Consider the following 17316-nt stretch of genomic DNA (forward strand, 5'->3'; position numbering starts at 1 on the left):
GACCCCACAGGAATCACGGGTTCCTTATGTCTCCTTCACCGTGCTACAACAGGTCTACACCACTAATTGGTGTAGACCACGCGGCCTTCTCGCCGCGTCCCCCGGAGACGCCGCCGTCCCCCACTTCCATGTCCCCAGGCGGCGCCTTGCCCACTGGAGGAAGTTGTGTCCACGACCGGCGCCGCCCCCGCGGCGGACAAGAAGAAGAAGGGCGCAGGCGTGATGGCCGTCATGCAGCGCATCGGCCGCAGCCTCATGCTGCCGGTCGCCGTGCTGCCCGCCGCCGCCCTCCTCGTCCGCTTCGGTCAGAACGACATGCTCGGCAAAGAGTCGTTCCCGACCTTCATCAACAAGCTCGCGGAGTACATGGCGGCCGGCGGTGGCGCGCTGCTCGACAACATGGCGCTGCTGTTCTGCGTCGGCATCGCGATCGGCTTCGCCAAGAAGTCGGACGGCTCGACGGCCCTCGCGGCCGTGACCGGCTACCTGGTCTTCCAGAAGGTGCTCGCCACCTTCACGGACAAGAACCTGCCGAAGGTCGCGTCCGTCGTGGACGGCAAGATCGTCATGAACGAGGCGCCGGTCAACGCCGGTGTGCTCGGCGGCGTGGTCATGGGCATCATCGTCGCCCTGCTCTACCAGAAGTTCTACCGGACCAAGCTGCCCGACTGGGCGGGCTTCTTCGGCGGCCGCCGTCTCGTCCCGATCCTGTCGGCCTTCGCGGGCCTGGTCGCGGGCATCGTCTTCGGTCTGATCTGGCCGGTCCTCGGCACCGGCATCCACAACTTCAGTGAGTGGCTCGTCGGTTCGGGCGCCGTCGGCGCCGGTGTCTTCGGTGTCGCCAACCGCGCGCTGATCCCCGTGGGCATGCACCACCTCCTGAACTCCTTCCCCTGGTTCCAGGCGGGCACGTACAACGACGGCGGCGTGGACTACCACGGCGACATCGCGCGCTTCCTGCACCACGACCCGAGCGCGGGCCAGTTCATGACGGGCTTCTTCCCGATCATGATGTTCGCCCTGCCCGCCGCCTGCCTCGCGATCGTGCACTGCGCCCGTCCCGAGCGCCGCAAGGTCGTCGGCGGCATGATGTTCTCGCTCGCGCTCACCGCCTTCGTGACCGGCGTGACCGAGCCGATCGAGTTCACCTTCATGTTCATCGCGCCGGTCCTGTACGCGATCCACGCGGTGCTCACCGGTGTCTCCATGGCGCTGACCTGGGCGCTCGGCATGAAGGACGGCTTCGGCTTCTCGGCCGGCGCGGTGGACTTCCTGCTGAACCTCGGCATCGCGAAGAACCCGTGGGGCCTGGCCCTGGTCGGCCTCTGCTTCGCCGCGGTCTACTACGTGGTCTTCCGCTTCGCGATCACCAAGTTCAACCTGCCGACGCCGGGCCGCGAGTCCGACGAGGAGCTCGCCGAGCTCCAGAAGGCCGAGGGCAAGTAGTCTCCGCCCGCACTTGAGTGACGTAAGCCCCTCGCCGCAGGTACCAAAGGCGAGGGGCTTCGTCGTGTCCGACGGCATACGGTCGAGGCATGAGCGACCAGCACAGCCACCAGTACGACCACCGGCAGACCCCCCGCATCCTCGACCTCGACCGCGAGCGTCTCGCCGCCCTGCGCGGCCACGCCCTGACCGCCTCCGTCGCCGCCGCGGAGGGCCGCACGATGGTCGCCGAGGTGTTCGCCGACCGCGCCGCCCTGGTCCCGATGCCGGGCATGCCGGGCGTGCACAACGCCGAGCTGGTCGCGGCCTTCGGCGCCGACATCGTCGTACTGAACCTCATCGAGCGCGCCTGGGACGGCGAGCGCCTCACCCTGCCGGGCCTCGGCACCTTCACCTCCCTCACCGACCTCGCCGCGTACATCGGCCGCCCGGTCGGCATCAATCTGGAGCCGGGCGACGTACCGGAGATCCGGCGCGCGAAGCCGGAGTACGCCAAGCGGCTGATCGACATGGGTGCGGCGATGCTCTGCCTGACGGCGAACCCGGGCACGGGCGGGTCCTACGCGGGGCTCGCGCGGGTCACCGAGGAGCTGCGGGCCGGGCTCGGGGACGACGTGGCGCTGTGGAGCGGCAAGATGCACCACGCGGGGCATCCGGAGCGGGTGACGGTGGAGCGGCTGACGTCGCTGGTGGAGGCGGGTGCCGACGGTGTCGTGCTGCCGCTGCCCGGCACGTTGCCGGGTGTCACGAAGGAGCTTGCCGCGGAGGCGGTGGCGGCGGTGCAGGACGCGGGTGCGGTGGTGATGGGCGCGATCGGCACGAGTCAGGAGGGCTCGCACGCGAACGTGGTGCCGCAACTCGCCCTGACGGCGAAGGAGGTGGGCATCGACGCACACCACTTCGGCGACTCGTTCCTGCCGGGGATGTGCGACCCGGAGGTCATGTACGACTACTCGGTGGCGATCCGCGGCCGCCGCCACACGTGGAACAGGATGGCGCTGGGCGGCCGCGGACATCGCCGTACGACGGCGGTCTAGAGCACAGGCCCTAGATCTCGTACGTCGCGCCGGGCGCCGCGAGGGCCGTCGGTCCCGCGTAGACCGCGCGGGCGTCGGCGAGGTTGGTCTGGGGGTCCGTCCACGGCGGGATGTGGGTGAGCAGCAACCTTCCTGCACCGGCCCGGTGGGCGGACTCCCCCGCCTCTCTGCCGTTGAGGTGCAGGTCGGGGATGTTCTCCTTGCCGTGCGTGAAGGCGGCCTCGCACAGGAAGAAGTCGGTTCCGGAGGCGAGTTCGTCCAGGGCGGAGCAGGGGCCGGTGTCCCCGGAGTACGTGAGGGACTTCCCGGCGTGCTCGACGCGGATGGCGTACGCCTCGACGGGGTGGCACATCTTCTCGGTGCGGACCGAGAACGGGCCGATGTCGAACGAGGCGGGCTTGACCGTGTGGAAGTCGAAGACCTCGCTCATCGAGGACGCCGAGGGCGTGTCCGCGTACGCCGTGGTGAGGCGCTGTTCGGTGCCCTCGGGGCCGTACACCGGGATGGGGGCGCAGCGGCCGCCTTCGTGGCGGTAGTAGCGGGCCACGAAGTACGCGCACATGTCGATGCAGTGATCGGCGTGCAGATGGCTGAGGAAGATCGCGTCGAGGTCGTACAGACCGATGTGGCGCTGCAGCTCGCCGAGGGCGCCGTTGCCCATGTCGAGCAGCAACCGGAAGCCGTCGGCCTCGACGAGGTAGCTCGAGCAGGCCGAGTCCGCGGAGGGAAACGACCCCGAGCAGCCGACGACGGTGAGCTTCATGAAGCTGGAACCTCCGCGCTGGCAGGAGAGCTGGGGAGTGTGCGGTCCGTCGAGCGTAAGGCGCAAAAGGGCTGGTCGCTCCTCCGTCGCGGGCCGTTGTGGGCGAACTCACCTGCACTGTCACCGGTTCGGGGGGCTTGTGGGGCCGGGTGGGGCGGTGGGCGGTCGGGGATGCGCGCCGGTACGGTCGTGGGTATGGACACGTCGTGGTGGCTCGCGCTGGCCGCAGTGGTGGTGCTCGCGCTCGTCGTCACCGTGGTGGACGGCTGGGGGCGCGGACCGCGGAAGCGGAGTTCCCGTCCGGCGGGCCGGACGCGCCCGCCGCGGGGTCCCCGGCGGCGGTTTCCGGCGCCGCGGGCGGCGGAGATCTGGTGGGCGCGGGTGCCGTACGAGGACGGGTCCGGCGGCAAGGACCGGCCGTGTCTGGTCCTGTCGGTGCACGGGCGGAGTGCCCGGGTCGTGAAGATCACCAGCAAATACCACGACGAGCGTGCGGGGGTGATTCCGCTGCCGCCGGGTTCGGTGGGCGATGCGGAGGGCCGCGCGAGCTTCCTGGAGACGGACGAGCTGCGGGACGTGCCGCTGGGTGATTTCCGGCGCAGGGCGGGGGTGGCGGATCCGGTGCTGTGGGATCAGGTGCGGCATCTGGCGCGGTAGCGGAGACGCCGGAGGGGCCGACCTTGTCGGCCCCTCCGGCGTTCGGTCGGCGTCGGCTCGGGACTACGCCCAGAGCTGGCCCTGCAGTGTCTCGATGGCCGCCTCGGTCGTCGTGGCCGTGTAGACCCCCGTCGACAGGTACTTCCAGCCGCCGTCGGCGACGACGAAGACGATGTCGGCGGGCTCGCCCGCCTTGACCGCCTTCTTGCCGACGCCGATCGCGGCGTGCAGCGCGGCGCCCGTGGAGACGCCCGCGAAGATGCCTTCCTGCTGGAGGAGCTCACGCGTGCGCGTCACGGCGTCGGCGGAGCCGACGGAGAAGCGGGTGGTGAGGACGGACGCGTCGTACAGCTCGGGGACGAAGCCCTCGTCGAGGTTGCGGAGGCCGTAGACGAGGTCGTCGTAGCGCGGCTCGGCGGCGACGATCTTGATGTCGGGCTTCTGCTCGCGCAGGTACCGGCCGACGCCCATGAGGGTGCCGGTCGTGCCGAGGCCCGCCACGAAGTGGGTGATCGAGGGGAGGTCGGTGAGGATCTCCGGGCCCGTCGTGGCGTAGTGGGCGCCCGCGTTGTCGGGGTTGCCGTACTGGTAGAGCATCACCCAGTCGGGGTGCTCGGCGGCGAGTTCCTTGGCGACGCGGACGGCGGTGTTGGAGCCGCCCGCGGCGGGCGAGGAGATGATCTCGGCGCCCCACATGGCGAGCAGGTCGCGCCGCTCCTGGGAGGTGTTCTCCGGCATGACGCACACGATGCGGTAGCCCTTGAGCCTGGCCGCCATGGCGAGCGAGATGCCGGTGTTGCCGGAGGTCGGCTCCAGGATCGTGCAGCCGGGCGTCAACCGGCCGTCCTTCTCGGCCTGTTCGACCATGTGGAGGGCGGGCCGGTCCTTGATGGAGCCGGTCGGGTTGCGGTCCTCCAGCTTGGCCCAGATGCGGACGTCGTCCGAGGGGCTGAGCCGCGGCAGGCGTACGAGCGGCGTGTTGCCGACCGCGGCGAGCGGGGAGTCGTAGCGAGGCATCCGGGATCAGGCCTAGACCATGCCGCCGGCGACGGCCGGCAGGATCGTGACGCTGTCGCCGTCTGCGACCTTCGTGGAGATGCCGTCGAGGAAGCGGACGTCCTCGTCGTTGAGGTACACGTTCACGAAGCGGCGGAGCTTGCCGTCGTCGACGATGCGCTCGGCGATGCCCGCGTGCCGCGAGTCGAGGTCGGTGAAGAGCTCGGCGAGGGTGTCACCGCTGCCTTCGACGGCCTTGGCGCCGTCGGTGTAGGTGCGGAGGATGGTCGGGATGCGGACCTCGATGGCCATGCTGAGGGCTCCTGTCGGGAGTCGAGAAGTGCGTGTGGTGGGCGCGCGGCGGCGCGGGGCTCGCGCTCGCGGTGTGGTGCGCCGGGCGTACGGGAACGGCCGCCGCGGCCCGCGGCCGTGCGTGGGGACCGCGGTGGACCGGTTCAGCGGGTACAGATGGCGCTGGCGAGTCGGCACAGGTCGACGTGCAGCCGCGCCGCTCCACATCCGAAGGCTCCCAAAAGAAGAGTGGAGGCGGAGCGCAGCGGAGCGAGCAGCAGGGGTGCGCTCGGCGTCTCTTCGCTCACGTCATGGGGAACCATGCGGTCATCGTATCGATTCCCGGTCCGGATCCCGGAATGTGATCTCAGCTGGTGGACGGAATCCGTTCAGGATGCGGGCGGCGGCAGATAGACGACCGTCGGGGCACCGGTCAGCGGATGCGTGCTGACCTCGGCGGTCACCCCGTACACGGTGGCGAGCAGCTCGGTGGTGAGGACCTCCTTGGGCGCCCCGGAGGCGACGAGCCGACCGCCGTCGAGGACGTGGAGGCGGTCGCAGAAGTACGCGGCCAGGTTGAGGTCGTGCAGGGCGAGGAGGTTGGTCGTGCCGAGGTCGCGCACGAAGGAGAGGATCTCCAGCTGGTAGCGGATGTCCAGGTGGTTGGTGGGTTCGTCGAGGACGACGAGGGTGGGCTGCTGCACGAGGGCGCGGGCGACGAGGGCGCGCTGGCGTTCGCCGCCGGAGAGGGAGGGGAAGGTGCGGTCGGCGAGGTCCTGGACGCCGACGCGGGCGAGCGCGTCGGCGACGAGTTCGTCGTCGGCGGCGGTGTCCGCCTCCCAGAACCGTTTGTGCGGGGAGCGGCCCATGGCGACGACCTGCCGGACGGTGAGCTCGAAGGCGGCCTGCCCGTCCTGCGGCACGGTGGCAAGGCGGCGGGCGCGTGCCTTCGGGGTCATGGTGTGCAGGTCGTCGCCGTCGAGGAGGGCGCGGCCCGCGGTGGGGCGCAGGGTGCCGTAGACACAGCGCAGCAGGGTCGTCTTGCCGCTGCCGTTGGGGCCGACGACGCCGACGGTCTCGCCGGGGTCCGCGGTGAGGTCGACGGCGTCGACGAGGAGCCGGCCCGCCACCTCGTACGAGAGCCCTTCGGTGCGCAGCCCGCCGGTGGCCGGTGCCGTGGTCATGCCGGTACTCCTTCGTTGCGTCGCCTCAGCAGCCAGAGGAAGAACGGGCCGCCGGTGAGGGCGGTGAGCACGCCGACGGGGATGTCCTGCGGCGCGGCGACGGTGCGCGCGGCGAGGTCGGCGGCGACCAGGAACACCGCGCCCATGAGGGCGACGACCGGGAGCAGCGCGCGGTGTGCGGCGCCGACCAGCATGCGGGCGGCGTGCGGCACCATCAGGCCGACGAAGCCGATGGCGCCGCTGTAGGCGACGAGGACGCCGGTGAGGAGCGAGGCGAGGACGAAGACGCCCGCGCGGAAGCGGGCGGCGTCCAGGCCGAGGACGGTGGCGCCCTCCTCGCCCGCGAGGAGCAGGTCGAGGGGGCGGGCCATGGGCATGAGGAGGGCGGTGCCGATGACCAGGGTGACGCAGGGCAGGGCGAGCATGTCCCAGCGGGCGCTGCCGAGGCCGCCGAGCGTCCAGTACAGGACCTCCTTGAGGTGGTCGGCGCTGTCGGCGGTGACCAGGATGAGGCTGGTCAGGGCGGTGAGGATGTACGAGACGGCGACGCCCGCGAGGATCAGCCTGCCGGTGGCGAAGCCGCCGCTGCCGCCGCGTGCGAGGGCGTAGACGAGGACCAGGGAGATCAGGGCGCCCGCGAAGGAGGCGGCCGGGATGGTGACGGTGGTCGACAGGGCGGCGCCGAGTCCGAAGACGGAGCCGAGGACGATCGCGCAGACCGCGCCGACGGAGGCGCCCGAGGAGACGCCGAGCAGGAACGGGTCGGCGAGGGGGTTGCGGACGAGGGCCTGCAGGACGGTGCCGATGACGGCGAGACCGGCTCCGACGGTGGCTCCGAGGATGACCCGCGGGAGGCGGACGTCGAGGACGATGGTGCGGAACGGGGAAGGGTCCGCCCTCCCCGTCAGGATCTCGACGACCTGGGCCGTCGGGACACGAACGGATCCGAAGGCCAGCCCCGCGAGTGTCGCGGCGCCGAGGGCGACGGTGAGCACCGTCAGGACGGCGAGGCGCCGCCCGGCCGCGCCCCGCCGATCGCCCTTCGGGCTCGTCCTCAATCGCGGGATCTCCCGTACTCGCAGCGCGCTCACAGCTGCGCCGCCAGCTTCCTCACCGCCTCGGGTGCTCGTACCCCCGTGACCATGTCCGACAGGGGAAGCACCGCGAACCGCTTGTTCTTGATGGCGGGGACGTCCTGGAGGACGGGGTCGTCGAGGAGGCGCTTCTTCTTCTGGGCGACGGTCGTGGCGCCGTAATCGAGGATCAGGATGGCCTCGGGCTTGTTCTTCACGACGGACTCCCAGGACGCGTCGCTGAAGGACTTGTCCACGTGGGCGAAGACGTTGCGGCCGCCCGCCCGCTTGATGATGTCGTTGCCGATGCCGCGGCCGCCCGCCGTGAACGCGGTCTTGTCGCCGCTGTCGTAGACGAAGACGGAGAGGGCCTTCTTGCCCTTGGACTTCTCGGCGGTGGCGGCGAGTTCGCGCTGGGCGCCGCGCACCCACGTGTCCGCGCGGTCCCGCACCCCGAAGGTGGAGCCGACCTCGCGGACCTCGCGGTAGACGTCGTCCATGGAGACGGGCTTCTTCGCGCAGCCCTCCACGTTGAGGCGGCTCTTGATGCCGGACTTGGCGAGCGCCGAGCGGCTGCGGCCGTCGCCCGCGAGGAAGGCGCTCGCGTAGCCGCCGTACACGAAGTCGGGGTTGGCGGCGAGGAGCTTCTCGTAGGAGGGGTACTCCTTGGCGACGACGGGCACGGAGTCGTACGCCTTCTCATACTTGGGCAGGACCTTGTCGTCGAGGTAGGCCGTGCCGGCGAGGTGGTCCTTGAGGCCGAGTTCCAGCATCACTTCGGTGGTGTGCTGGTTCATGGTGACGGCGCGTTTCGGGGGTGCGTCGTACGTCGTCTTCACACCGCAGTTGGTGACGGTGTACGGGAATCCGGCGGCCTTGGCGGCGGTCGTGCCGTCACCTTCTCCGTCCGACGTGGAGGACGAGGAGCACGCGGCGAGCGGGACGAGCAGGGCCGCGGCGGCGAGCGCGCGTATGCCGGTGTGACGGCGGGACATGACTGGACTGCCTCCTCCAGGGGATTTCCGCGTCCCCTGCGTTGCGTGGAGAAGGGCGGCAGGTCAGTTCCTGACTCCCCCGGCCCCGGTGCCCGGGGTGGGGTCACAGTGGCGGGACCGTGCCGGGTTCGCACCGGCTTCCTGGGTCCTGCCGCCCTCATGAGTAAAGCTCAGTATGCCTCGACGACCTTTACCTCTTCTTCGGTGACCTCGCCGTCCACGATCCGGTACGACCGGAACTGGAAGGGGCCCGCGCCGTCGGTGTCCGCGGTGGAGACCAGGACGTAGTGCGCGCCGGGCTCGTTGGCGTAGGTGATGTCGGTGCGCGAGGGGTACGCCTCGGTGGCGGTGTGCGAGTGGTAGACGATCACCGGCTCCTCGTCGCGGTCGTCCATCTCGCGGTAGAGCTTGAGCAGGTCACCCGAGTCGAACTCGTAGAACGTGGGCGACCGGGCGGCGTTCAGCATCGGGATGAACCGCTCGGGGCGCCCGGTGCCCTCCGGGCCCGCGACGACGCCGCACGCCTCGTCGGGGTGGTCCTGGCGCGCGTGCGCGACGATCTGGTCGTGGAGGGCCTGGGTGATGGTCAGCATGGCAGCCAGGATAAGCAGAAGGGCCCGCGCGTACCGGAGTGTGGTACGCGCGGGCCCGAATGCTGGACAGGGGCCTTGGGGAGCCGTCAGTCCTTGGAGAGGCGGTCGTCGGCGGGCTGCTCGGGGAGGCCGATCTTCCGCTTGTTGAAGGCCGCGGCCTGCGGGTTGCGGCTCTTGAGGACCAGGTAGGAGACGCCGAGGATGGCGGCCCAGACCGGAGCGGCGTACAGGGAGATCCGCGCGTCCTTGTCGACGCCCATCATGACGATGACCATGCCGATGAAGAGCAGGGCGAACCAGCTGGTGTACGGGGCGCCCGGGGCGCGGAAGGTGGACTGCGGCAGCTCGCCGCGGTCGGCCTTGCGGCGGTAGCGGATCTGGCAGGCCAGGATCATGATCCAGGCCCACATGCCGGAGATGGTGGCGAAGGAGACGACGTAGTTGAACGCCTCGCCCGGCCACTGGTAGTTGATCCAGACGCCGACCAGCATGAACGCGGCGGACGCGGTGGTGCCGATCAGCGGCAGGCCGTTCTTCGTGAGCTTGGTGAAGAACTTCGGGCCCTGGCCGTTGAGCGCGAGGTCGCGCAGCATGCGGCCGGTGGAGTACATGCCGGAGTTGCAGGAGGAGAGGGCGGCGGTGAGGACCACGAAGTTGACGATCGCGGCGCCGATGCCGAGGCCCATCTTCTCGAAGGCCGCGACGAACGGCGAGACGCCGGGCTGGAAGTGCGTCCACGGCACGACCGACAGGATCATGATGAGCGCGCCGACATAGAAGACGGCGATGCGCCACGGCACGGTGTTGATGGCCTTGGGCAGGACGGTCTTCGGGTCCTTGGACTCGCCCGCGGTGACGCCGACCAGCTCGACGGCGAGGAAGGCGAACATCACGATCTGCAGGGTCATCAGCGTGGAGCCGATGCCGTTGGGGAAGAAGCCGCCCTGGTTCCACAGGTGGGCGACGGTGGCGGTGTCGCCGGCGTCGGAGAAGCCGATGGTGAGGATGCCGATGCAGATCAGGATCATGCCGATGATGGCGGTGACCTTGACCATCGAGAACCAGAACTCCAGCTCACCGAAGAGCTTCACGGAGATGAGGTTCGCGCCGTACAGGATGACGGTGAAGACGAGCGCGTAGGCCCATTGCGGGAACGAGTCGTGGGTCCAGTACTGCATGTACTGGGCGGCCGCGGTGACTTCGGTGATGCCGGTGACGACCCAGAAGAGCCAGTACGTCCAGCCGGTCACGAATCCGAAGAACGGGCCCATGAACTCGCGTGCGTACTCCGAGAAGGAGCCGGACACGGGCCGGTACATGAGGAGCTCGCCGAGCGCCCGCATGATGAAGAAGATGACGAGTCCCGCGATGGCGTACGCCAGGATGAGGCTCGGTCCGGCCTTGTGGATGGCCTTGCCCGCTCCGAGGAACAGGCCGGTGCCGATGGCACCGCCGATCGCGATCATCTGAATCTGCCGGGCTCCGAGCCCGCGCTGGTAGCCCTCGCCGGACGAGCCGTCCTGCGCGACACCGTTGCCGCCGTGCTCGTCGTGGTGCTCTTCGACCTGCACTGAGGTCATGGTGACGCCTTTCTCCATGCCGATCCGCGCCCGCACATCTGCGTTGTGGCTGCGGATCAGGTCCTGATCCCCCCGGATACGAATGGAGTGCTACCGGCGGTCCGCCGGCTGAAGCGCCCTCGGCGACATGGGTGGCGTCGCCGAGCGGTCGTGAAGATTTATCACGGTGGCAACAGTGAGGGAATGAGCCACCTGTGGCGCACCCCACAGGAAGAAGCGGACAAAGCGCCCTTGACAGAGCAAAAGCGGGCAATGACGTGACGGGATCGTTATCCGGATTTGAGGCTCCGCTGAGCGAACAGCACCTCGAACCCCCGAAACCTGTCCACTACAACAAATTTCGCTGCATTCTGCATGAACTTCTGCCCGGAATCAGTCCAGCAACGTCCCGACCAGCGTCTCCTGCAGTCCACCGAGCCAGAGGTAGGCCATCACCATCGGCTTGCGCGGGTCCGAGTCCGGCAGCCGGTAGAGCAGATCGGCGTCGTCCTCGTCGCTCACTTCGAGGCGCGTGCCGATGGCGAGCCGGAGGTCGTTGAGGGCGCCGAGCCACCGCTGGGACTCCTCGACCGACAGTTTCAGGACAGCTCCGCCCTCACCCGACGCGGTCATCGAGTCCAGCGAGCGGATGACGACCAGGGCGTCGTCCCGCTTCTTGGCCCGCAGGTCGTTCTCCGTGAAGCGTCGGAATTCCGCCGAATACGCCCGCAGTTCGTCCGCGTCTCCCGCACTGTCCTCGCTGCCCGGACCGCCGTACGCGTCGGGCAGCAGACGCCGCATCACCGGATCGGCCGGCGGCTCGCTCGGCCCCTCGGCGAAGAGCTCCGCCAGCGGGTCGTCGGAGACCTCGCCGCCGGGCCCCGGCCCGATCAGCTCGAGAAGCTGCACGGCGAGGGAGCGGATGATCGAGATCTCGACCTCGTCGAGCGCGACGGCGGCGCCGCCGCCGGGGATCGCTTCGAATTGTCCTGGCATCAGATGCGTCGCTACTTCCGGTCCGCTGCTTCCGGCCCGCTACTTGCGGTCCTGCTGAAGGGTGGCCCACAGCCCGTATCCGTGCATGGCCTGGACGTCGCGCTCCATCTCCTCGCGACTGCCGGTGGAGACGACCGCGCGGCCCTTCTCGTGGACGTCCATCATCAGCTTCGTGGCTTTCTCCTTCGAGTACCCGAAGTAGGACTGGAACACATACGTCACGTAACTCATCAAGTTGACCGGGTCGTTGTGGACGAGGGTGATCCAGGGGACGTCCGGCTCGGGGACGACGAAGGTCTCTTCGTCCGATTCCGGGCGGGTGATCTCTGCGGGAGCCGTACTCACACGCCCCATGCTGCCACTCCGCGCGGGCCCTCGCACAAATGGCCTCCCGCGCGTCCGCAGAAATCGTCAGAGTGACGAGATTGGAGGTAGCATCCGTCGTATGAACACAGCGGACCTTGGCCTGCCGGTGGATGTTCCGTCGACAGCGCTCTTCACGGACCAGTACGAGCTGACGATGCTGCAGGCCGCGCTGCGGGCCGGCACCGGCGACCGGCGCTCCGTCTTCGAGGTCTTCACCCGCAGACTCCCCGAGGGACGGCGCTACGGAGTGGTGGCCGGTACCGGCCGGGTCCTGGACGCCGTGGAGAACTTCCGCTTCGACTCGGGCGTCCTCGGCTTCCTGCGCGAGCGGAACATCGTCGACGAGGCGACCCTCGAATGGCTCTCCGGGTACCGCTTCAGCGGCGACATCTGGGGCTACCCCGAGGGCGAGGTCTACTTCCCCGGCTCGCCGATCCTGCGGGTCGAGGGGTCGTTCGCGGAGTGCGTGCTCCTGGAGACGGTGATCCTCTCCATCCTCAACCACGACTCGGCCATCGCGGCCGCCGCCTCCCGCATGTCCTCGGCCGCCGGTGACCGCCCGCTGATCGAGATGGGCGCCCGCCGCACCCACGAGCTGGCGGCCGTCGCCGCGTCCCGCGCCGCCTACGTCGGCGGCTTCGCGACCACGTCGGACCTGGCGGCCGGATTCCGCTACGGCATCCCCACCGTCGGCACCAGCGCCCACGCCTTCACCCTGCTGCACGACAACGAGCGCGACGCCTTCCGGGCCCAGGTCGACTCGCTCGGCCGCGGCACGACCCTGCTGGTGGACACCTACGACGTCACCGAGGCCGTCCGCATGGCCGTCGAGGTCGCCGGGCCCGAGCTCGGCGCGGTGCGCATCGACTCCGGCGACCTGCTGCTCGTCGCCCACCGGGTGCGCCAGCAGCTGGACGAGCTCGGCGCGACGGAGACGAAGATCGTCGTGACCTCCGACCTCGACGAGTACGCCATCGCCTCGCTCGCCGCGGCCCCCGTGGACGCGTACGGCGTGGGCACGCAGCTCGTCACGGGCTCCGGGCACCCCACCGCCTCCATGGTCTACAAGCTGGTGGCCCGCGCGCACTCGGCGGACCCGCAGGCCCCCCTGGAACCGGTGGCGAAGAAGTCGCTCGGCGCGAAGTCGTCCATGGGCGGCCGCAAGTGGGCCGCGCGCCGGACCGACCGGTACGGCGTGGCCGAGGCCGAGGTCGTCGGCACCGGCACCGTGCCCTCGGAGCTCGCCGACCGGCAGCTCCAGGTCGAGCTGGTCAAGGGCGGCGAGGTGCTCTCGCGCGAGCCGCTCGACGCGGTCCGCGACCGGCACGCGGCGGCGCGCGCGGGGCTGCCGCTCTCGGCGACGCAGCTCTCGCGGGGCGAAGCGGTCATTCCGACGGAATACGTCTGACATCGCGAGGAGGGCGGCCCGGCCCCGGCGGGGCCCCCTCCCACAATGTGGTTGAAGTCTCTACGCTCGGTTCATCCGCCCGAGTCCCTGACGAGCCCCCTCCCCACGCGAAGGACACCCGCCATGCGCCGCGCACTGATCGTCGTAGACGTGCAGAACGACTTCTGCGAAGGCGGCAGCCTCGCGGTCGCCGGCGGCGCGGACGTGGCCGCCGCCATCACGGAGCTGATCGGCCAGGCCCCGGCGGGGTACCGCCACGTGGTGGCGACGCGCGACCACCACATCGATCCGGGCGCGCACTTCTCGGACCACCCGGACTACGTCGACTCCTGGCCGCCGCACTGCGTGGCCGGCACGGAGGGCATCGGCTTCCACCCGAACTTCGCCCCCGCGGTCGCCTCCGGCGCGATCGACGCGGTCTTCGACAAGGGCGCGTACTCGGCGGCGTACAGCGGCTTCGAGGGCGTCGACGAGAACGGGCTCTCCCTGGCGGAGTGGCTCCGCGAGCGGGAGATCACCGAGGTCGACGTGGTGGGCATCGCCACGGACCACTGCGTGCGGGCGACGGCGGTCGACGCGGCGCGGGAGGGATTCAGGACGACGGTCCTTCTCGACCTGACGGCGGGGGTCTCGGCGGCGCGCACGGAGACGGCTCTCGCCGAGCTCCGCGCGGCGGGCGTCACCCTGACGGGCAAGCCCGTCGTGTGACTGACCGCCCGGTGGCGGGCCGGGCCCGCAGACGCACGAGAGCCGTCAGAAGGGCGCCCCGGTCCCGCTGGGGCGGGAAGCCGCACGGCTCTGGCGGCGGAGCGCCCTGATCGGGTGCCAGAGCTCCCGCACGTCGTCCGGCGCCGTACGCCATATGAGGCCGTCCGGGTGGTGCAGGACCGCCGTCACCTCGTCCGGTGTCGGCGGCTCCGCGTTGCCCCGGAGGTAGACCGCCCGCAGGCCCAGGTTGCGCAGACGCGTCAGCGCCCTCGCGCGGTTCACGGCGTGCACGATCATCCTGACCGTGCCGCCGCCCCGGGACGGGTCCGGCAGGGTCAGCGCCACCACCACGCTGCCGTTCGGCAGCTTGCAGAAACCTCCTGCGGACATGCTGGGTCACACCCCCGTGAGACATCGAGCGGGAGCCTGACGAGTCACAGCCGGACCCCGCGTCAATAAGAAATCCACAGACGCACCTAAACACGATCGGCCGCCGCCCGCTAGAGGGCGACGGCCGATCATGACTTGACCTGCGAAAACGTCAATTACTTCGTGGAGGGGCCCACCTGGACCGTGATCGTCGAGCCGTCCTTGGGCTGCTTGACGATCTTGATCTGAGTGTTGGTGTCAGTGACCTTGACACTTCCCGTGGGGTTCTCCTTGTACCAGTAGGTGCCCTTGTGGTCGTCGAAGACCGGGACGCCCTTCTGGGACTTGATCTTCAGCGCGACGTCCGCGTTGTGGAGCGTGAACTTGTCCGTCGCGTACTTGCTGAAGGGCGCGTCGAACGGCTGGATCTTGTTGCGCAGAACCGTACCGTCCTTCCACTTCAGCGGCTTCGCATGCGCGTCGACCGGAAGGATCAGACCCTCGCCCGGGTGGGCGCTGGTGTTGTTGTCCTTCTGCGAGGTGTCCCACTGCCAGACCATCAGACCGGTCTGGTACGGGTAGTGCTCCACCCAGTCGGGGCGGACCTTGGAACCGAAGTTGTACGGGCCGACCTCAAGGGTCTTGTCGTACGAGACGTACTGGCGGTTCTCGGCGAGGTAGTACTGGTCGTACTTCTTCGTGAAGGACTCACCGATGCGCGAGAAGCCCTTCGACGCCCAGCCGTTGTCGTCACCCTCGGCGCCGTCCTCGAACAGCTTCGCACCGTCCGCGGTGATCGTGAGCGCGTCGGCCGCGAAACCCTTGCCGCCCGCGCCGCCGTCCGTGGAGTAGCGGAAGCGGACGTCGACCTTCTTGCCCGCGTAGGCGTCGAGCGGGAAGACCAGCTTCTTGTACGCGCCGGAGACACCGGTCAGCGCGGGCTTGTCGCCGGCGTCACGGGTGATCGGCTTGCCGTCCGCGGTGCCGTCGACCGGCTTCCAGTTGGCGCCGCCGTCCGTGGACACCTCGGTGTAGAGGTAGTCGTAGTTGGCCTCGATGTCCCACCAGCCCTGCAGCGAGAGCTCGGCCTTGGACTTGCCGGTGAGGTCGACGGACCGCGTCAGGGTGTTCTTGAGGTCGTCGCCCTGGTCGCTCCACCACTGCTTGGAGCCCTCGGCGGGCTTCACGACCTTGGTGGTGACGGCCTTCTTCGGCAGGTCGACGACGAGCGCCTGACGGTGCCGGGTGTTGTACTCGGCGACGCCCAGCTTGTGCTCGGACGTCGTCGCGGCCTTCGCCTTGGCGTAGTCGAGCCAGCCCAGCTGGAACTTGTCCCAGGCGGTCATGTCGCCCGGCAGGTCACCGATGGCGTCCTTGCCGGTGCCGAGCCAGGAACCGGCCGACATCAGGGACCAGAAACCGACCGAGTTCTCGCCCTTGCCCGTGGTGTCGTACAGGTCGGGCAGGCCCAGGTCGTGGCCGTACTCGTGGGCGAACACGCCGAGGCCGCCGTTCTCCGGCTGCATCGTGTAGTCGCCGACCCAGATGCCCGTGTCGCCGATCTGGGTGCCGCCGGCCTTGTTGTTCGAGGGGCCGGTGCTGCCCGCGTCGTTGCCGTAGGCGTACCAGCGGTGCGCCCACAGGGCGTTCTCGCCCTCGGCGCCACCGCCGGCCGACTCGTCCTCGCCCGCGTGGACGATCTGGAAGTGGTCGATGTAGCCGTCGGGCTCGTTGAACTCGCCGTCGTTGTCGAAGTCGTAGCGGTCCCACTGGTCGTACTTGGCCAGGTCCGCCTTGATCTGCGCGTCCGTGCGGCCCTTCGCCTTCTGGTCCTTCGCCCAGGCGGTCACGCCGTCCTTGACCGCGTCCCAGACGTTGGCGCAGTTGGTGTCGCCGCAGTAGTTCGAGCCGTAGCGGGCCTCGTTGTAGTCGACCTTGACCCAGTCGGAGACCTCACCGTCGACCGAGTACCGGCCGGACGAGGTCTTCTCGTAGTAGGTCTTCAGCGAGTGCTTCGCCTTGCCCTTGGAGTCCTTGCCCTTCCCGAAGTACAGGTCCTGGAAGTGCTTCTGGTCGTAGTCCTTCTGCCAGGCCGTGCTGTTGTCCTTGGCACGGTCCGGCTTGGCTATCTTGTTGTGCAGCGGTCCCGGCTTGCCGCCGTACTTCTTGACCGGCTGCTGCGGGCCCTCGGGGCCGTCCGGGTCGTACATGGTCGTGTCGTCGACCTTGTCCCCGAACTCCACCAGGATCGTGAAGATCTTGTCGGTCTTCTCCCGGCCCAGCTCGACGTACTTCTTGTCGTCGAGCTTGACGACCTTGGAGGCGCCCCTCTTCTGGACCTTGGCGTCACCCGCGACGACCTGCTGCAGTGCTGCCTTGCGCTGCTGCGCCTGCTGCTTGCTGAACGGGCCGTCCAGGTCGTGGTCGACGTGCGCCTTCGGGCGCGACGGGTCCTGCCGGTCGATGGCCGGGGCCCCGCCCGAGGCCCCGTCCTCGGCCGAAGCCGTCGCCGCCGAGAACGTCGCGGCGGCCGCGGCCATCGCCACGGCCACCGCGGTGGCTCTGAAGGTCCGTGTTCTGACTGTCACTTGATGCTGTCCTCCCCCGCGCCCCGCGCGAATAGGCGGACCGAAATTCCCGGTCGGAGGAGGTCCGCGCGCGATGTACGCGTCACAAGTGACGACATTCGACCGGAAGTGCTGGAGAAAAGACAGTCCTTGACTTGCTCAGGCCAAGTGCACTATGCAGACGCCCGGAACCGCTATCCGGACACGGAGCGCCGTCCCGCGGCGAAGGTCAACGGGCGCGCCGCCCCGTCCACTTGGTGGACGCCATGAACCGGTGCGCCCCCTGTGCTCCGGCACCGTGGGTTAGG

At 69.4% G+C, this 17316-nt stretch carries 18 protein-coding genes and 1 riboswitch; of the genes, 5 read left to right on the forward strand and 13 right to left on the reverse strand.

Going from position 1 to position 17316, the window contains the following annotated elements:
• Positions 1-222 precede the first annotated feature (222 nt).
• Both DEJ47_RS14315 and DEJ47_RS14320 read left to right on the forward strand, forming a co-directional pair.
• Positions 223-1446: a PTS transporter subunit EIIC gene (locus tag DEJ47_RS14315; protein WP_202459258.1), complete on the forward strand. Its 1224-nt coding sequence runs from the start codon at positions 223-225 to the stop codon at positions 1444-1446.
• An 89-nt stretch (positions 1447-1535) separates the two neighbouring features.
• Positions 1536-2483 (forward strand): haloacid dehalogenase-like hydrolase, encoded by a 948-nt coding sequence (locus DEJ47_RS14320; RefSeq protein WP_150168389.1) that lies wholly within the window; start codon positions 1536-1538, stop codon positions 2481-2483.
• A gap of 10 nt (positions 2484-2493) precedes the next feature.
• Here DEJ47_RS14320 and DEJ47_RS14325 read toward each other — a convergent pair whose 3' ends face one another.
• A complete protein-coding gene (locus tag DEJ47_RS14325; protein ID WP_150168391.1) occupies positions 2494-3246 on the reverse strand; it encodes an MBL fold metallo-hydrolase in 753 nt (250 codons plus the stop codon).
• 195 nt (positions 3247-3441) lie between these two features.
• On the opposite strand from DEJ47_RS14325, the gene DEJ47_RS14330 reads away from it, so the two are divergent.
• Positions 3442-3903, forward strand: coding sequence for a type II toxin-antitoxin system PemK/MazF family toxin (locus tag DEJ47_RS14330; protein ID WP_150168393.1), 462 nt, complete (start codon positions 3442-3444; stop codon positions 3901-3903).
• Positions 3904-3966: 63 nt separating this feature from the next.
• Here DEJ47_RS14330 and DEJ47_RS14335 read toward each other — a convergent pair whose 3' ends face one another.
• The 10 genes from DEJ47_RS14335 to clpS form a co-directional block, all read right to left on the reverse strand.
• Positions 3967-4920, reverse strand: a complete 954-nt coding sequence (locus DEJ47_RS14335; RefSeq protein ID WP_150168395.1) for a PLP-dependent cysteine synthase family protein — start codon at positions 4918-4920, stop codon at positions 3967-3969.
• A gap of 12 nt (positions 4921-4932) precedes the next feature.
• Positions 4933-5211: a MoaD/ThiS family protein gene (locus tag DEJ47_RS14340; RefSeq protein ID WP_150168397.1), complete on the reverse strand. Its 279-nt coding sequence runs from the start codon at positions 5209-5211 to the stop codon at positions 4933-4935.
• Between the two features lie 143 nt (positions 5212-5354).
• The gene (locus DEJ47_RS14345) at positions 5355-5513 is read right to left on the reverse strand and encodes a putative leader peptide (RefSeq protein ID WP_190415406.1); all 159 of its coding nucleotides are present in this window, start codon (positions 5511-5513) and stop codon (positions 5355-5357) included.
• A gap of 66 nt (positions 5514-5579) precedes the next feature.
• Positions 5580-6374, reverse strand: coding sequence for an ABC transporter ATP-binding protein (locus DEJ47_RS14350; protein ID WP_150168401.1), 795 nt, complete (start codon positions 6372-6374; stop codon positions 5580-5582).
• Entirely contained in the window at positions 6371-7432 is a 1062-nt protein-coding gene (locus DEJ47_RS14355; protein WP_150168403.1) for a FecCD family ABC transporter permease, read from the reverse strand. Before DEJ47_RS14355 ends, DEJ47_RS14350 begins: the two co-directional genes overlap by 4 nt.
• Before the next feature lie 29 nt (positions 7433-7461).
• Positions 7462-8442 carry an ABC transporter substrate-binding protein gene (locus tag DEJ47_RS14360; protein ID WP_150168405.1) on the reverse strand — a complete coding sequence of 327 codons (981 nt, stop codon included), beginning with the start codon at positions 8440-8442 and terminating at the stop codon, positions 7462-7464.
• 43 nt (positions 8443-8485) lie between these two features.
• Positions 8486-8649, reverse strand: a riboswitch (cobalamin riboswitch).
• Positions 8613-9035 (reverse strand): Mov34/MPN/PAD-1 family protein, encoded by a 423-nt coding sequence (locus DEJ47_RS14365; protein ID WP_150168407.1) that lies wholly within the window; start codon positions 9033-9035, stop codon positions 8613-8615. (Overlaps the previous riboswitch by 37 nt.)
• An 86-nt stretch (positions 9036-9121) precedes the next feature.
• Positions 9122-10615 (reverse strand): amino acid permease, encoded by a 1494-nt coding sequence (locus DEJ47_RS14370; protein WP_190415408.1) that lies wholly within the window; start codon positions 10613-10615, stop codon positions 9122-9124.
• A 372-nt stretch (positions 10616-10987) separates the two neighbouring features.
• Positions 10988-11590, reverse strand: a complete 603-nt coding sequence (locus DEJ47_RS14375; protein ID WP_150168409.1) for a DUF2017 domain-containing protein — start codon at positions 11588-11590, stop codon at positions 10988-10990.
• A gap of 39 nt (positions 11591-11629) precedes the next feature.
• Positions 11630-11944 (reverse strand): ATP-dependent Clp protease adapter ClpS, encoded by a 315-nt coding sequence (gene clpS / locus DEJ47_RS14380; RefSeq protein ID WP_150168411.1) that lies wholly within the window; start codon positions 11942-11944, stop codon positions 11630-11632.
• 91 nt (positions 11945-12035) lie between these two features.
• On the opposite strand from clpS, the gene DEJ47_RS14385 reads away from it, so the two are divergent.
• Complete coding sequence (locus tag DEJ47_RS14385; protein ID WP_150168413.1) at positions 12036-13364, forward strand: nicotinate phosphoribosyltransferase; 1329 nt, start codon at positions 12036-12038, stop codon at positions 13362-13364.
• A 123-nt stretch (positions 13365-13487) separates the two neighbouring features.
• Positions 13488-14072 (forward strand): isochorismatase family protein, encoded by a 585-nt coding sequence (locus DEJ47_RS14390; RefSeq protein ID WP_150168415.1) that lies wholly within the window; start codon positions 13488-13490, stop codon positions 14070-14072.
• Positions 14073-14117: 45 nt separating this feature from the next.
• Here the strand turns inward: DEJ47_RS14390 and DEJ47_RS14395 are convergent, their stop codons facing one another.
• Both DEJ47_RS14395 and DEJ47_RS14400 read right to left on the reverse strand, forming a co-directional pair.
• Positions 14118-14462: a hypothetical protein gene (locus tag DEJ47_RS14395; RefSeq protein ID WP_150168417.1), complete on the reverse strand. Its 345-nt coding sequence runs from the start codon at positions 14460-14462 to the stop codon at positions 14118-14120.
• A gap of 155 nt (positions 14463-14617) precedes the next feature.
• Positions 14618-16981 (reverse strand): immune inhibitor A domain-containing protein, encoded by a 2364-nt coding sequence (locus DEJ47_RS14400; protein ID WP_202457559.1) that lies wholly within the window; start codon positions 16979-16981, stop codon positions 14618-14620.
• Between the last annotated feature and the right edge of the window lie 335 nt (positions 16982-17316).

Source organism: Streptomyces venezuelae (assembly GCF_008642355.1).
GTDB classification, from domain to species: Bacteria; Actinomycetota; Actinomycetes; order Streptomycetales; family Streptomycetaceae; genus Streptomyces; species Streptomyces venezuelae_B.

Bases quoted from the DNA above. Each gene is read 5' to 3' on its own strand.
- DEJ47_RS14325 (WP_150168391.1), bottom strand. From the start codon at position 3,246: ATGAAGCTCACCGTCGTCGGCTGCTCGGGGTCGTTTCCCTCCGCGGAC.
- DEJ47_RS14320 (WP_150168389.1), top strand. From the start codon at position 1,536: ATGAGCGACCAGCACAGCCACCAGTACGACCACCGGCAGACCCCCCGC.
- DEJ47_RS14395 (WP_150168417.1), bottom strand. From the start codon at position 14,462: ATGTCCGCAGGAGGTTTCTGCAAGCTGCCGAACGGCAGCGTGGTGGTG.
- DEJ47_RS14360 (WP_150168405.1), bottom strand. From the start codon at position 8,442: ATGTCCCGCCGTCACACCGGCATACGCGCGCTCGCCGCCGCGGCCCTG.
- DEJ47_RS14315 (WP_202459258.1), top strand. From the start codon at position 223: ATGGCCGTCATGCAGCGCATCGGCCGCAGCCTCATGCTGCCGGTCGCC.
- DEJ47_RS14400 (WP_202457559.1), bottom strand. From the start codon at position 16,981: ATGGCCGCGGCCGCCGCGACGTTCTCGGCGGCGACGGCTTCGGCCGAG.
- clpS (WP_150168411.1), bottom strand. From the start codon at position 11,944: ATGGGGCGTGTGAGTACGGCTCCCGCAGAGATCACCCGCCCGGAATCG.
- DEJ47_RS14345 (WP_190415406.1), bottom strand. From the start codon at position 5,513: ATGGTTCCCCATGACGTGAGCGAAGAGACGCCGAGCGCACCCCTGCTG.
- DEJ47_RS14330 (WP_150168393.1), top strand. From the start codon at position 3,442: ATGGACACGTCGTGGTGGCTCGCGCTGGCCGCAGTGGTGGTGCTCGCG.
- DEJ47_RS14365 (WP_150168407.1), bottom strand. From the start codon at position 9,035: ATGCTGACCATCACCCAGGCCCTCCACGACCAGATCGTCGCGCACGCG.
- DEJ47_RS14370 (WP_190415408.1), bottom strand. From the start codon at position 10,615: ATGACCTCAGTGCAGGTCGAAGAGCACCACGACGAGCACGGCGGCAAC.
- DEJ47_RS14390 (WP_150168415.1), top strand. From the start codon at position 13,488: ATGCGCCGCGCACTGATCGTCGTAGACGTGCAGAACGACTTCTGCGAA.
- DEJ47_RS14350 (WP_150168401.1), bottom strand. From the start codon at position 6,374: ATGACCACGGCACCGGCCACCGGCGGGCTGCGCACCGAAGGGCTCTCG.
- DEJ47_RS14335 (WP_150168395.1), bottom strand. From the start codon at position 4,920: ATGCCTCGCTACGACTCCCCGCTCGCCGCGGTCGGCAACACGCCGCTC.
- DEJ47_RS14340 (WP_150168397.1), bottom strand. From the start codon at position 5,211: ATGGCCATCGAGGTCCGCATCCCGACCATCCTCCGCACCTACACCGAC.
- DEJ47_RS14375 (WP_150168409.1), bottom strand. From the start codon at position 11,590: ATGCCAGGACAATTCGAAGCGATCCCCGGCGGCGGCGCCGCCGTCGCG.
- DEJ47_RS14385 (WP_150168413.1), top strand. From the start codon at position 12,036: ATGAACACAGCGGACCTTGGCCTGCCGGTGGATGTTCCGTCGACAGCG.